Annotated in this window: 11 protein-coding genes; all 11 read left to right on the top strand. The window is 72.9% G+C overall.

Annotated features, from left to right (window positions below; genetic code table 11):
* Positions 1-427: 427 nt before the first annotated feature.
* The 11 genes from ACF07V_RS21280 (at position 428) to ACF07V_RS21230 (ending at position 15,127) form a co-directional block, all read left to right on the top strand.
* A complete protein-coding gene (locus ACF07V_RS21280) occupies positions 428-1,915 on the top strand; it encodes a sugar ABC transporter ATP-binding protein (RefSeq protein ID WP_392156424.1) in 1,488 nt (495 codons plus the stop codon).
* On the top strand, positions 1,912-2,913 hold the full coding sequence (locus tag ACF07V_RS21275) for an ABC transporter permease (protein ID WP_392156211.1): 1,002 nt from the start codon (positions 1,912-1,914) through the stop codon (positions 2,911-2,913). Before ACF07V_RS21280 ends, ACF07V_RS21275 begins: the two co-directional genes overlap by 4 nt.
* 135 nt (positions 2,914-3,048) lie before the next feature.
* A complete protein-coding gene (locus ACF07V_RS21270) occupies positions 3,049-4,086 on the top strand; it encodes a substrate-binding domain-containing protein (RefSeq protein ID WP_392156209.1) in 1,038 nt (345 codons plus the stop codon).
* 41 nt (positions 4,087-4,127) lie between these two features.
* Complete coding sequence (locus tag ACF07V_RS21265) at positions 4,128-5,312, top strand: Gfo/Idh/MocA family protein (protein WP_392156207.1); 1,185 nt, start codon at positions 4,128-4,130, stop codon at positions 5,310-5,312.
* 1 nt (position 5,313) lies between these two features.
* Entirely contained in the window at positions 5,314-6,318 is a 1,005-nt protein-coding gene (locus ACF07V_RS21260) for a sugar phosphate isomerase/epimerase family protein (RefSeq protein ID WP_392156206.1), read from the top strand.
* Between the two features lie 197 nt (positions 6,319-6,515).
* Positions 6,516-10,241: a ThuA domain-containing protein gene (locus ACF07V_RS21255; protein WP_392156205.1), complete on the top strand. Its 3,726-nt coding sequence runs from the start codon at positions 6,516-6,518 to the stop codon at positions 10,239-10,241.
* 372 nt (positions 10,242-10,613) lie between these two features.
* Positions 10,614-11,744: an inositol-3-phosphate synthase gene (locus ACF07V_RS21250; RefSeq protein WP_392156203.1), complete on the top strand. Its 1,131-nt coding sequence runs from the start codon at positions 10,614-10,616 to the stop codon at positions 11,742-11,744.
* Entirely contained in the window at positions 11,741-12,793 is a 1,053-nt protein-coding gene (locus ACF07V_RS21245; protein WP_392156202.1) for an SCO3242 family prenyltransferase, read from the top strand. Before ACF07V_RS21250 ends, ACF07V_RS21245 begins: the two co-directional genes overlap by 4 nt.
* Positions 12,790-13,731, top strand: coding sequence for a sugar phosphate isomerase/epimerase family protein (locus tag ACF07V_RS21240; RefSeq protein WP_392156200.1), 942 nt, complete (start codon positions 12,790-12,792; stop codon positions 13,729-13,731). The genes ACF07V_RS21245 and ACF07V_RS21240 overlap by 4 nt, the downstream gene beginning before the upstream one ends.
* Positions 13,725-14,279, top strand: a complete 555-nt coding sequence (locus tag ACF07V_RS21235) for an EboA domain-containing protein (protein WP_392156199.1) — start codon at positions 13,725-13,727, stop codon at positions 14,277-14,279. Before ACF07V_RS21240 ends, ACF07V_RS21235 begins: the two co-directional genes overlap by 7 nt.
* The gene (locus ACF07V_RS21230; protein ID WP_392156197.1) at positions 14,279-15,127 is read left to right on the top strand and encodes a TatD family hydrolase; all 849 of its coding nucleotides are present in this window, start codon (positions 14,279-14,281) and stop codon (positions 15,125-15,127) included. Before ACF07V_RS21235 ends, ACF07V_RS21230 begins: the two co-directional genes overlap by 1 nt.
* Positions 15,128-15,137: the final 10 nt, after the last annotated feature.

Below are 15,137 nucleotides of genomic sequence, written 5' to 3'. Positions count from 1 at the left end.
GGGGACCCCCAGGGCGGAACGGGTGGGCACAGACCGCCCCCGGTCTGCACCCGCCCGGCCACTCCGTACCTTGCCCCCGCCCGGCCACTCCGCACCCTGCACCCGCCCGGCCACTCCGTACCTTGCACCCGCCCGGCCACTCCGTACCTTGCACCCGCCCGGCCACTCCGTACCTTGCACCCGCCCGGCCACTCCGTACCTTGCCCCCGCCCGGCCACTCCGTACCTTGCACCCGCCCGGCCACCCCGCACCCTGCACCCGCCCGGCCACCCCGTACCTTGCACCCGCCCGGCCACCCCGTACCCCGCCCCCGCCCGGCCACCCCGCACCCCCACTCGTCCAGGCACCACCCGCACCCGCCCGACGGCCACCCGCATCCGCCGAGGGAACCCCCGCCATGCCCCAAGAACACCCACCCCTGCTCACCATGTCCGGAATCACCAAGTCCTTCCCCGGCGTCCGCGCCCTGGACGGCGTGGACCTTGACGTCACCCCCGGCGAAGTCCACTGCCTCCTCGGCCAGAACGGCGCCGGCAAATCCACCCTCATCAAGGTCCTCGCCGGCGCCCACCAGCCCGACGACGGCCGCATCACCTGGAACGGCGAACCCGTCCGACTCCGCTCCCCGAGCGCCGCCGTCCGCCTCGGCATCGCCACCATCTACCAGGAGCTCGACCTCGTCGAAGGCCTCACCGTCGCCGAGAACGTCCACCTCGGACACGAACCCACCACCGCCGGCTTCGTCCGCACCCGCGCCGCCCGAGCCACCACCACCGCGCTCCTGAAACGCCTCGGCCACCCCGAGATCGACCCCGCCCGCCGCGTCGGCGAACTCTCCGCCGCCCAGTGGCAGATCGTCTCCATGGCCCGCGCCCTCTCCCACGACGTCCGTCTCATCGTCATGGACGAACCCTCCGCCGCCCTCGACCCCGACGAGGTCGACAACCTCTTCCGGATCGTCGCCGACCTCACCGCCGCCGGTGTCGCCGTCGTCTACATCTCCCACCGACTGGAGGAGATCCGCCGCATCGGCGACCGCGTCACCGTCCTCAAGGACGGCCGGGCCGTCGCCCGCGGACTGCCCGCCGCGACCACCCCCACCCGGGACGTCGTCGCCCTCATGACCGGCCGGGACGTCCCGTACGTCTTCCCGGAGAGGCGCGACCGGCCCCCCACCGCCGAACCCGTCCTCCGTGTCCAAGGCCTCGCCAGGAAAGGGGAGTTCGAGGCCCTGGACCTCGAACTGCGCCCCGGGGAGATCGTCGGCCTCGCCGGACTCGTCGGCTCCGGACGGTCCGAGATCCTGGAGACCGTCTACGGGGCGCGCAGACCCACCGCCGGCCGGGTCCTCGTCGACGGGCGGCCCCTGCGGCCCGGCAGCGTCCCCGCCGCCGTCCGCGCCGGCCTCGGCCTCGCCCCCGAGGAACGCAAGGCCCAGGGCCTGCTCCTCCTCGAATCCGTCACCCGCAACGTCTCCGTCTCCTCCCTCGCCCGCTTCTCCCGGGCCGGCTGGATCGACCGCACCGCCGAACGCGAGACGGCCAGGACCGCGACCCGCGAGCTGTCCCTCCGCCCCGACCACCCCGAGGCCCGCGTCCGCACCCTCTCCGGCGGCAACCAGCAGAAGGCGGTCCTCGCCCGCTGGCTGCTCCGCGGCTGCCGCGTCCTCCTCCTCGACGAACCCACCCGCGGTGTCGACGTCGGCGCCCGGGCCGAGCTGTACGCCGTCATCCGCCGCCTCGCCGACGACGGCCTCGCCGTCCTCCTCGTCTCCAGCGAGGTCCCCGAAGTCCTCGGCCTCGCCGACCGCGTCCTGGTCCTGCGCGAGGGCCGGGTCGTCCACGAGGCGCCCGCCCGCGACCTCGACGAACACCGCGTACTCGACCTCGTGATGGAAGGGAGTCCGACGGCATGACGCTCACCACCCCGGCCGGGGCACCGGCCAGGGAAGGCCGCCGGCGCGCGCTCGGTCTCAAGGCCGACGTCCGCAACCTGTCCCTGCTCGGCGTCCTCGCCGCCCTGGTCGCCGTCGGCGGCTTCACCCGGCCCGCCGAGTTCCTCGCCACCTCCAATCTCCAGCTCGTCCTGACACAGGCGTCCGTCATCGGCGTCGTCACCGTCGGCATGACCTTCGTCATCACCAGCGGCGGCATCGACCTCTCCGTCGGCGCGATCGTCGCCCTGGCCTCCGTCTGGGCCACCACCCTCGCCACCCAGGAGTTCGGCTTCGCCGGCATCCTCTTCACGGCGGTGGCCGTCGGGCTCGGCTGCGGACTCGTGAACGGCGTCCTCGTCGCGTACGGCGGGATGGTCCCCTTCATCGCCACCCTCGCGATGCTCGCCTCCGCCCGCGGTCTCGCCCTGCAGATCACCGACGGCAAGACGCAGATCGTCACCGTCCCGTCCGTCCTCGACCTCGGCGTCCCCGACGCCTACGTCCTCGGGATCCCGCCGCTCGTCCTCGTCTTCGCCGCCGTCACCGCCGCCGGCTGGCTCCTGCTCAACCGCACCACCTTCGGCCGCCGCACGATCGCCGTGGGAGGCAACCCCGAGGCCGCCCGCCTCGCCGGCATCGACGTCCGCCGCCAGCGCCTCTCCCTCTACCTGCTCTCCGGCCTGTGCTGCGGCATCGCCGCCTTCCTCCTGATCGTCCTCGCGGGATCGGGCCAGAACACCAACGGCAACCTGTACGAACTCGACGCCATCGCCGCCGCGATCATCGGCGGCACCCTCCTCAGCGGCGGTCGCGGCACCATCGTCGGCTCCGTCCTGGGCGTCCTCGTCTTCACCACCATCACCAACATCTTCGCCCTCAACAACCTGCAGAGCGACGTCCAGCAGATCGCCAAGGGCGCGATCATCGTCGCCGCCGTCCTGGTCCAGCGCCGCACGGTCCGCGACGGCGACGCCTGACCCCCGGGCAGCCCCGGCAGCCCCCCGCCTTCCTCCCCGCGGCAGTCCTCCCCGCGGTAGTCCCCCGGTAGTCCCCCCCCCGTACTCCCCCCGTACTCCCCCCGGTACTCCTTCCCCTCGAAGGGTTGATCCGCCATGCCCGAAACCAGCCGCAGACACCTCCTCCTCGGCAGCGCCGCCGTCTCCGCCGGCGCCCTCCTCACCGCCTGCACCAGCAACGAACCCAAGAACCAGGCGCCGGTCGCGAGCGCCGCCCCCGCCGACGGCGACAAGCCCGGCACCCCCGTCACCATCGGCTTCGCCGGCCCGCAGGCCGACCACGGCTGGCTCAACGCGATCAACGAGAACGCCGAACGGCGCGCCAAGAAGTACGCCGACGTCACCCTGGAGATCACCGAGGGCTCCAACGACACCGCCGCCCAGATCGGCCAGGTCCAGACCCTCATCAACAAGAAGGTCGACGTCCTCGTCGTCCTCCCCGCCGACGGCAAGGCCCTCACCCAGGTCGGCCTCCAGGCCATGAAGGCCGGCATCCCCGTCGTCAACCTCGACAGGATCTTCGCCTCCCCGCAGGCCTACCGCTGCTGGATCGGCGGCGACAACTACGGCATGGGCCTCAACGCCGGCCGCTTCATCGGCGAACAGCTCAAGGACAAGCCGAACGCCACCGTCGTCGAACTCGCCGGCATGGACAGCCTGGAACTCACCAAGCAGCGCACCCAGGGCTTCGACGACGCCCTCAAGAACTACCCCAACATCCGTAAGGTTGCCCGCCAGGCCGCCGACTTCACCGTCGAGTCCGGCCAGGCCAAGATGGCCCAACTCCTCCAGGCCCAGCCGAAGTTCGACGCCCTGTGGAACCACGACGACGACCAGGGCGTCGGCGCGCTCCGCGCCATCGCCCAGGCCGGCCGCAAGGACTTCCTCATGGTCGGCGGCGCCGGAGCCAAATCCGCCATGGACGCCATCAAGGCCGACGACAGCGTCCTCAAGGCCACCGTCCTCTACCCGCCGACCATGGCCGCCTCCGCGATCGACCTCGCCCGCGCCCTCGGCCAGAAGAAGGGGATCGGCGGCATGGCCGAGCTGGAGATCCCCGCCTCGATCACCCTCTACTCGGCCGTCGTCACCAAGGAGAACGTCGACGAGTACCTGCCCACCGGCTTCAACTGACCACCGACGCCGGCACGCACGACCCCACGGGAGGAACGCAGATGGAAGAGACGCTTGGCGTCGGGATGGTCGGATACGCCTTCATGGGCGCCGCCCATTCGCAGGGCTGGCGCACCGCTAGACGGGCCTTCGACCTCCCGTTGCGGCCGGTGCTCGCCGCCGTCGCGGGTCGGGACGCCACCGCCGTGCGGGCCGCGGCCGAACGGCACGGCTGGGCGGCGGCGGAGACCGACTGGCGGGCCCTCGTCGCCCGGGACGACGTCCAGCTCGTCGACGTGTGCACGCCGGGCGACAGCCACGCGGAGATCGCTATCGCCGCCCTGGAGGCGGGCAAGCACGTGCTGTGCGAGAAGCCGCTCGCCAACACGGTCGCCGAGGCCGAGCTCATGGCGGCCGCCGCGGAGGCGGCCGCGGCCCGCGGGCAGGTCGCCATGGTCGGCTTCAACTACCGCCGCGTGCCCGCCCTTTCGTACGCCCGACAGCTGATCGCCGAGGGCCGGCTCGGCGCCCTGCGGCACGTCCGGGTCACCTACCTCCAGGACTGGCTCGTCGATCCCGGCTTCCCGCTGACCTGGCGCCTCGAGCGCGAGCACGCCGGGTCGGGGGCGCTCGGGGACCTCGGGGCGCACGCCGTGGACCTCGCCCAGTACCTGGCGGGGGAGCTCCTGGTCGGCGTGTCGGCGCTGACCGAGACCTTCGTACGGGAGCGGCCGCTGCTCGCCGGGGTCGCGGGCGGGCTGTCGGCGGGCCCGGGCTCCGGCGCGTACGGGGCCGTGACGGTCGACGACGCGGCCCTGTTCACCGGGCGGCTCGCCTCCGGGGCGCTCGCGTCCTTCGAGGCGACCCGGATGGCGGCCGGCCGCAAGAACGCGCTGCGCCTGGAGATCAACGGCGAGAAGGGCTCGCTCGCCTTCGACCTGGAGCGGCTCAACGAACTGTCCTTCCACGACCACACCGAGCCCGCCGTCTCCGCCGGTTTCCGCCGCATCCTCGTGACCGAACCCGGCCACCCCTACCTGGAGGGCTGGTGGCCGCCCGGCCACGGGCTCGGCTACGAGCACACCTTCGTCCACCAGGCCCGCGACCTGGTCCTCGCCGTCGCCTCCGGGACCGCCCCGACGCCGTCCTTCGCGGACGGCCTCCAGGTCCAGCGGGTGCTGGCCGCGGTCGAGGAGAGCGCGGAGCGGAACGCCGTCTACACCCCCGTACCCCGACAGGAGCCGTGACGTGCCACGACCCTTCACCCTCTTCACCGGCCAATGGGCCGACCTGCCCCTGGAGGAGGTCTGCCGGCTCGCCCGCGACTTCGGCTACGACGGCCTCGAACTCGCCTGCTGGGGCGACCACTTCGAGGTCGACAAGGCCCTCGCCGACCCCGCGTACGTCAAGGGCAGGCGCGAACTCCTCGACGCGTACGGCCTGAAGTGCTGGGCGGTCTCCAACCATCTGGTGGGGCAGGCCGTCTGCGACCATCCGATCGACGAACGCCACCGGGCGATCGTGCCCGCCCGGATCTGGGGCGACGGCGACGCCGAGGGGGTGCGGCGGCGGGCCGCGCGCGAGCTCGCGGACACCGCGCGGGCCGCGGCGGCGCTCGGCGTCGACACCGTCGTCGGCTTCACCGGCTCGTCGATCTGGCACCTGGTGGCGATGTTCCCGCCGGTCCCCGAGCGCATGATCGAGCGCGGCTTCGAGGACTTCGCCGAACGGTGGAACCCCGTCCTCGACGTCTTCGACGCCGAGGGCGTGCGCTTCGCCCACGAGGTGCACCCCAGCGAGATCGCGTACGACTACTGGACCACCCAGCGTGCCCTGGACGCCGTCGGCCGACGGCCCGCCTTCGGGCTCAACTTCGACCCGAGCCACTTCGTCTGGCAGGACCTCGACCCCGTCGGTTTCCTGTGGGACTTCCGCGACCGGATCTACCACGTGGACTGCAAGGAGGCCCGCAAACGGCTCGACGGCCGCAACGGGCGGCTCGGCTCGCATCTGCCCTGGGGGGACCCCCGGCGCGGCTGGGACTTCGTCTCCGCCGGGCACGGCGACGTGCCCTGGGAGGACGTCTTCCGGATGCTGCGGTCCATCGGCTACGGCGGTCCGGTCTCCGTGGAGTGGGAGGACGCCGGCATGGACCGGCTGACCGGCGCGCCCGAGGCGCTCGCCTTCCTCAGGCGGTACGACTTCGACCCTCCCGCGGCCTCCTTCGACGCCGCCTTCGGGGGCGGTGACTGAGGCCCCCCGCTTCCACCGCGGGAGGCTTTGTCCTCTCACGGTGGAAAGTTCGATCGAAGCGTGCACAAGGGGTTCCCGGAGTGGACGAACCTCGCTACGGTCCCTGATGTGTACATGGCGTAACTGGCCCATTCGACCAGCGTGACGGCGCACGCCGGTCCCCGGACACCCGCACACCCCCAATCCGGAGGACATCCGTGCACAGACAACGACTCCGAGCCAGGAAGACCCTCGCCCTCCTCACCGTCGGACTCCTCGCCCTCGCCGCCCCCCAAGGCCTCGCGGCGGAGACTGACCCCACCGCCCCCACCGCCCCTACCGCCCCCGCCGCCTCCACAGCCTCCACCGCCTCCACCGAGGAGTTCCAGCAGGTCACCCTCGCCAAGGGCGGCGAGGAAGTCGGCGAACCCATGTCCCTCGCCGTACTCCCCGACCGCAGCGTCCTGCACACCGACCGCGGCGGCGAACTCCGCCGCACCGACGCCGCCGGCAACACCACCGTCATCGGCACCGTCCCCGTCTACTCCCACGACGAGGAAGGCCTCCAGGGCATCGGCCTCGACCCCGACTTCGCCCGGAACAGAGCCATCTACCTCTACTACGCCCCGCCCCTGGACACCCCCGCCGGCGACGCCCCCAACGACGGCACCCCGGCCCAGTTCGCCCCGTACGACGGCGTCAACCGCCTCTCCCGCTTCACGCTGAACACCGACTTCACCCTCGACAACAGCAGCGAGAAGAAGGTCCTCGACATCCCCGCCACCCGCGGCATCTGCTGCCACGTCGGCGGCGACATCGACTTCGACGCCCAGGGCAACCTCTACCTGTCGACCGGCGACGACTCCAACCCCTTCGCCTCCGACGGCTTCACCCCCATGGACGAGCGCCCCGGCCGCAACCCCGCCTTCGACGCCCGCCGCACCTCCGGCAACACCAACGACCTCCGCGGCAAGATCCTCCGCATCAAGGTCGCCGACGACGGCAGCTACACCGTCCCCGACGGCAACCTCTTCGCCCCCGGCACCGCCAAGACCCGGCCCGAGATCTACGCCATGGGCTTCCGCAACCCCTTCCGCTTCAGCGTCGACAAGGCCACCGGCGTCCTGTACGTCGGCGACTACGGCCCCGACGCCGGCGCCGCCGACCCCAAGCGCGGCCCCGCGGGACAGGTCGAGTTCGCCCGCGTCACCAAGCCCGGCAACTTCGGCTGGCCCTTCTGCACCGGCAAGAACGACCCCTACGTCGCCTACGACTTCGCCACCGGAACCTCCGGCGCCACCTTCGACTGCGGCGCACTGAAGAACGAATCCCCGTACAACACCGGACTCGTCGACCTGCCCCCGGCCGAACCCGCGTGGATCCCCTACAACGGCGGCTCCGTACCCGAGTTCGGCTCCGGCTCCGAATCACCCATGGGCGGACCCGTCTACCACTACGACCCCGCCAACACCTCCCCGGTCAAGTTCCCGGAGTCGTACGACGGCGACTTCTTCGCCGGAGAATTCGGCCGCCGCTGGATCAAGCGCATCGACCAGGACACCGACGGCACCGTCCGCTCCATCAACCCGGTCCCCTGGACCGGCACCCAGATCATGGACATGGCCTTCGGCCCCGACGGCGCCCTCTACGTCCTCGACTACGGCACCGCCTGGTTCGGCGGCGACCACAACTCCGGCCTCTACCGCATCGAGAACGCCACCGGCGGCCACTCACCCGTCGCCGAAGCGAGCGCCGACAAGACCTCCGGCACCGCACCCCTCAAGGTCGCCCTCTCCTCCGCCGGCACCACCGACGCCGACGGCGACCCCCTCACCTACAGCTGGGACTTCGGCGACGGCACCACCTCCACCACCGCCAACCCCACCCACACCTACCGCACCAACGGCACCTTTGTGGCGACCGTGACCGCCCAGGACACCACCGGCCGCACCGGATCCGCCTCCGTCCACCTCACCGTCGGCAACACCGCACCCAAGGTCAACCTCCAACTCCCCGCCGACGGCGCCCTCTTCACCTTCGGCGACGACATCCCCTTCAAGGTCACCGTCAACGACCCCGAAGACTCCGCCTCCGGCCCCATCGACTGCACCAAGGTCAAGGTCACCTACGTCCTCGGCCACGACAGCCACGGCCACCCCGTCACCACCGCCAACGGCTGCACCGGCACCATCAAGACCTCCGCCGACGGCGGCCATGACGACGACGCCAACATCTTCGCCGTCTTCAACGCCGAGTACACCGACAACGGAGGCGGCGGACAGGCCCCCCTCACCGGCAGCGACCAGGCCAAACTCCAGCCCCGCCACCGCCAGGCCGAACACTTCGACACCCAGAACGGCATCCGCACCTACGACAAGACCCAGGCCCACGGCGGCCGCACCGTCGGCGACATCGACAACGGCGACTGGATCGCCTTCACCCCCTACCAGCTCGCCGGCGCCACCCGGCTCACCGCCCGCATCTCCTCCGGCGGCGCCGGAGGCTTCCTCGAAGTCCGCACCGGCTCACCCACCGGCACCCTCCTCGGCTCCGCGCCCGTCCCCGTCACCGGCAGCTGGGAGACCTTCCAGGACATCGACATCCCCCTGCGCGCCGCACCCCGCAGGACCACCCAGCTCTACCTCGTCTTCAAGGGCGGCGCCGGAGCCCTCTACGACCTCGACGACTTCACCCTCTCCAGCACCCCCATCGACCGCACCACCCGACGCGTCCTCGTCTTCTCCAAGACCGCCGGCTTCCGCCACGAATCCATCCCCAGCGGCATCACCGCCCTCAAGGAACTCGGCGCCGGCAACAACATCGTCGTCGACACCACCGAGGAACCACGCCAGTTCACCGCCGGCAACCTCGCCCGCTACGACGCCGTCGTCTTCCTCTCCACCACCGGCGACGTCCTCAACGCCGACCAGCAGACCGCCTTCGAGCAGTACGTCTCCGCCGGCGGCGGCTACATGGGCATCCACGCCGCCGCCGACACCGAATACGACTGGGCCTTCTACGGCGGACTCGTCGGCGCCTACTTCCAGTCCCACCCCCAGATCCAGCCCGCCACCGTCCGCGTCGAAGACCACGACCACCCCGCCACCGCCCACCTCGACGGCCCCTGGCAGCGCACCGACGAGTGGTACAACTACCGCACCAACCCCCGCGAGCAGGCCCGCGTCCTCGCCACCCTCGACGAGACCACCTACCAGGGCGGCACCATGAAGGGCGACCACCCCATCGCCTGGTGCCAGACCTACGGCGGCGGCCGCTCCTTCTACACCGGCGGCGGCCACACCAAGGAGTCCTACACCGAACCCGCCTTCCGGCAGCACCTCCTCGGCGGACTCCAGTACGCCACCGGGCGGACCGCCGCCGACTGCCGCCCGCAGACCGGCTACCGCAGCCTCTTCAACGGCGAGACCCGCGAAGGCTGGAAGCAGGCCGGACCCGGCGCCTTCGACGTCACCGACGGCGAACTCCGCTCCACCGGCGGCATGGGCCTCCTCTGGTACCAGGCCAAGGAGTTCCACTCCTACTCCCTCACCCTCGACTGGAAACTCACCGGCGACTCCAACTCCGGCGTCTTCCTCGGCTTCCCCGCCTCCGACGACCCCTGGTCCGCCGTGAACAACGGCTACGAGATCCAGATCGACGCCACCGACACCCCCGACCGCACCACCGGAGCCGTCTACGGCTTCCAGTCCGCCGACCTCAAGGCCCGCGACCAGGCCCTCCGCCCGCCCGGCCAATGGAACACCTACGAACTCCGCGTCACGGGCGAACGCCTCCAGGTCTTCCTCAACGGCGTCAAGATCAACGACTTCACCAACACCGACCCGGCCCGCAGCCTCACCAACGGCCACATCGGCATCCAGAACCACGGAGCCGAGGACCAGGTCGCCTTCCGCGACATCCGCATCAAGGAACTCCCCTCCTGACGGGACCTCCCACCCGACGGAACCCGGGCCGCTCGACGAACCCGTCGCCCTGACGGGACACGCCGTCCGACGGAGCCCGTCGCCCTGATGGGCCGCGTCGTCCGACGAAACACGCCGTCCGACGGAACCCGTCGCCCTGACGGGACACGCCGTCCGACGGGACACGCCGTCCGACGGAACCCGTCGCCCTGATGGGCCGCGTCGTCCGACGGGACACGCCGTCCGACGGAACCCGTCGCCCTGACGGGACACGCCGTCCGACGGAACCTGCCGTCCGACGGGAGCCCGCCACAGCCGACGGTGGGCGGGGAGGCGCCGTACCCCCCGCCCACCGTCACCACCCCACTTCTCCTCCAGAGGGAGGCCGACGCCATGACCACCGCACCCCGCACCGGAATCTGGCTCATCGGCGCGAGAGGCTCCGTCGCCACCACCACCGTGGCCGGCTGCGCCGCCCTCGTCGCCGGACTCCACCCGCCCACCGGCATGGTCACCGAGACACCGGATCTCGCGGACGCCGGCCTCCCCCCACTCACCTCCCTCGTCTTCGGCGGCCACGACACCACCGACTGCCCCCTCCCCAAACGCGCCGAACAACTCACCACCGCCGGCGTCCTCCCGCACGGCCTCGCCCACGCCGTCGCCCGCGAACTCGAAGCCGCCGACCGCGAGATCCGCCCCGGCGGCCCCCTCCCGGGCGACACCCGCACCGACGAACAGCTCATCACCACCTTCACCGCCGACCTGACGGACTTCCGCCAAAGGATTGGCCTGGACCGCGTCGTGGTCGTCAATGTGGCCTCCACGGAGCCGGCGTCGGGGGGCGCCGGGCTCCCACCCAGCACCCTCTACGCCGCAGCGGCACTCCGCGCCGGCTGCCCGTACGTCAACTTCACCCCGTCCACCGGACTACGGCACCCCGCCCTCGCCGCACTCCTCGCCGCCGGCGGACCACCCCACGCGGGCCGCGACGGCAAGACCGGACAGACCCTCCTGCGGGCCGTCCTCGCCCCGATGTTCCGCCAGCGGGCCCTCACCGTACGCGCCTGGTCCGGCAGCAACCTCCTCGGCGGCGGCGACGGAGCCGCCCTCGCCGACCCCGCGGCCGCCGCCGCCAAGAACGCCGGCAAGGAACGCGTCCTCACCGACACCCTCGGCACCACCGTCGAAGGCCAGGTCCACATCGACGACGTCCCCGCCCTGGGGGAGTGGAAGACCGCCTGGGACCACATCGCCTTCGACGGCTTCCTCGGCACCCGCATGATCCTCCAGACCCTCTGGCAGGGCTGCGACTCCGCCCTCGCCGCCCCCCTCGTCCTGGACCTCGCCCGCCTCACAGCCCGCGCCCACGAAACCGGGCACACCGGCCCCCTCCACGACCTCGCCTTCTACTTCAAAGACCCCGAAGGCACCCCACCGGCCTCCCTGGCCGACCAATACCACCGCCTCCTCGCCTTCGGCCGCACGCTCGCCGGACCCACCACGGGCGAGGACACCCGATGACCGGCCGCGCCCCGACGGCAGCGGGCCCGACGACCCGCCGCGCCGCCGGAACGGCACGCGCCTGGGCGGAGCTGCTCCGTGTCTCCGCACTGGTCTCCGTACCCGGCGACGCCCTCGCCGGAGCCGCCACCACCGGCGCCCGCCCCGGACGCGGCACCCTCCGCGCGATCGGCGCCTCCCTCTGCCTGTACGAGGCGGGCATGGCCCTCAACGACTGGGCCGACCGCCACGAGGACGCCCTCGAACGCCCCCACCGGCCCCTGCCCTCGGGCCGCATCCCACCCGCCGCCGCCCTCGCCGCCTCGGCGGCCCTGACACTCGCCGGCCTCGGCCTCGCCTCCCGGGCCGGCCGCCCCGCCCTCGCGACGGCCACCGCCCTCGCCACCACCGTCTGGGCCTACGACCTCGGCCTCAAGCACACCCCGGCGGGCCCCGCCACCATGGCCACCGCCCGCGCCCTCGACCTCCTCCTCGGCGCGCTCGCCTCGACAACACCCCCACCCGGCCCCCACCCCCACGGCCCCCGGTCCCTCCCTTCCACCCGCCCCCACGCCACCCGGTCCCTCCCTTCCACCCGCCCCGATGTCGCCCGGGCCCTCCCCTCCACCCGCCCCGATGTCGCCCGGGCCCTCCCCTCCACCCGCCCCGATGTCGCCCGGGCCCTCCCCGCCGCCGCACTCCTCGCCGCGCACACCTACGCCGTCACCGCCGTCTCCCGACACGAGACCCAGGGCGGCTCCACCCGCACCCCCCTCGCGGCCCTCGCCGTGACCCTCGCGGTCGCCGGAGCGACGTCCGGCACCGGCAGGAGCCCGTTCGGACCCCTGCCCGCCCTCGCCTACGCCCGCACCCCCGCCACCCTCCTCCTCCATGCCGCGCTCAACCCGTCCGCGGCGCTCACCGAGCGGGCCGTCGCGGGCGGGATCCGGGCGACGATCCCGCTCCAGGCCGCCCTCGCCGCCCGAGGCGGAGCATCGGCAACCGCGCTCGCCCTGCTCGGCCTCGTCCCGGCCGCCCGCGCCCTCGCCCGAAAGGTGAGCCCGACATGAGCCGGCCCCACCCGACAGGCCGCCCCGGCGGGGCCCCCGCCCCCCGCCCCGCCCCCGCCCCCCTCCCCGATCCCCTCCCCACCCCCCGCTTCGGCTATGGCACCAACGGGCTCGCCGACCTGCGTCTCGACGAGGCCCTCGGGCTTCTCGCCGACCTCGGTTACGACGGCGTCGGGCTGACCCTCGACCACATGCACCTCGACCCCCTCGCGCCCGACCTGGCCGTCCGCACCGCCCGGGTCGCCCGGCGCCTGGGCGAGCTGGGGCTCGGCGTGACCGTCGAGACCGGGGCCCGGTACGTCCTGGACCCGCGCCGCAAGCACGGCCCGTCCCTGCTCGACCCGGAGCCGGAGGACCGCGCCGCCCGCGTACGCCTCCTGCTGCGGGCCGTGCGGGTGGCCGCCGACCTCGGCGCCCACGCGGTGCACTGCTTCAGCGGCACCCTCCCCGCCGGCACCCCGCCCGACGAGGCCTGGAAGCGGCTCGCCTCCTCACTCCCTCCCGTCCTGGAGGCCGCGGAAGCCGCCCGCGTGCCCCTCGCCGTCGAACCCGAACCCGGTCATCTCCTCTCCACCCTCGGCGACTTCCACCGACTGCGCGAACTCCTCGGCGACCCCCCTCCCACCGTCCTCGGCCTCACCCTCGACATCGGCCACTGCCAGTGCCTCGAACCCCTCCCTCCCGCCGACTGCCTCCGCGCCGCCGCCCCCTGGCTCCACCACGTGCAGATCGAGGACATGCGACGCGGTGTCCACGAGCACCTTCCCTTCGGCGAGGGAGAGATCGACTTCCCGCCCGTCCTGGCAGCCCTCGCGGAACTCACCGCGGCCGGCTACCCGGGGCTGACGGTCGTCGAACTGCCCCGGCACTCCCACGTCGGCCCCGAACTCGCCCGCTCCTCCCTCCCGTTCCTGCGCCAGGAGACCCCGGCATGCTGACCGACACCACCCGCGCCTGGCTGGACACCGCCCTCGCCGAGGCCGCCGGCGGAACTCCCGCGTGGGAGCCCCACTTCGTGGCCGCCGGACGGCACTGCGGCCCCGCGCACGCGGACGAGGTCCGCACCCGCCTCCTCAGGGCGGCCGGAGCCGGGCCCGACACCCTCGCCCGCCTCTACCACCACGGCACCGCCGCCGAACGCCGCGCCGTCCTCCTCGCCCTCCCCTCCCTCGTCACCGGCCCGCAGGCCCTGCCCCTCGTCGAGGACGCCCTGCGCACCCACGACACCACCCTCGTCGCCGCCGCCCTCGGCCCCTACGCCGCCACCCACCTCACCCCCCACGCCTGGCGGCACGCCCTCCTCAAGTGCCTGTTCACCGGAGTGCCCGTCACCGCCGTCGCCGGCCTCGCCGAGCGCGCCGCCGGTGACACCGAACTCGCCCGGATGCTCGCCGACCACGCCGCCGAACGCACCGCCGCCGGCCGCCCCCTCCCCGCCGACCTGTCCCGCGTCCTCGCCCTCACCGCCCCCGCCGAGGAGTCCTGATGCGCATCTTCGACCCCCACATCCACATGACCTCGCGCACCACGGACGACTACCGGGCCATGCACGACGCCGGTGTCCGCGCCCTCGTCGAACCCTCCTTCTGGCTCGGCCAGCCCCGCACCTCGCCCGCCTCCTTCCTCGACTACTTCGACTCCCTCCTCGGCTGGGAGCCCTTCCGTGCCGCCCAGCACGGCATCGCCCACCACTGCGCCCTCGCCCTCAACCCCAAGGAGGCCAACGACCCCCGCTGCACCCCCGTCCTCGACGCACTGCCCCGGTACCTCGCCAAGGACGGCGTCGTCGCCGTCGGCGAGATCGGCTACGACTCCCTGACACCGGCCGAGGACACCGCCCTCGCCGCCCAGCTCCAACTCGCCGCCGACCACGGCCTGCCCGCCCTCGTCCACACCCCGCACCGCGACAAGCTCACCGGCCTGCGCCGCACGATCGACGTCGTCCGCGAGTCCACCCTCCCCCCGGACCGCGTCCTCCTCGACCACCTCAACGAGACGACCGTCAAGGAGGCCGCCGACAGCGGCGCCTGGCTCGGCTTCTCCGTCTACCCGGACACCAAGATGGACGAGGACCGGACGGTCGCGATCCTCAAGGAGTACGGCACCGGCCGCGTCCTCGTGAACTCCGCGGCCGACTGGGGCAGGAGCGACCCCCTCAAGACCCGCGCGGTCGCCGAGACCATGCTCGCCGCCGGCTTCACGGACGACGACGTCGACCAGGTCCTGTGGCGCAACCCCGTCGCCTTCTACGGCCTGAGCGGACGCCTCCACCTCGACCTCCCCGCCCCACCTGACCTGCACGAGGGCAACTCCGTCCTCCGCGGCGGGGAATGAGACGCCCGGG

Source organism: Streptomyces sp. NPDC015661, assembly GCF_043077765.1.
Taxonomy (GTDB): Bacteria; Actinomycetota; Actinomycetes; order Streptomycetales; family Streptomycetaceae; genus Streptomyces.
Note: the sequence above shows the minus strand (reverse complement) of the source record. Positions and strands in the feature narration are given on the sequence as shown.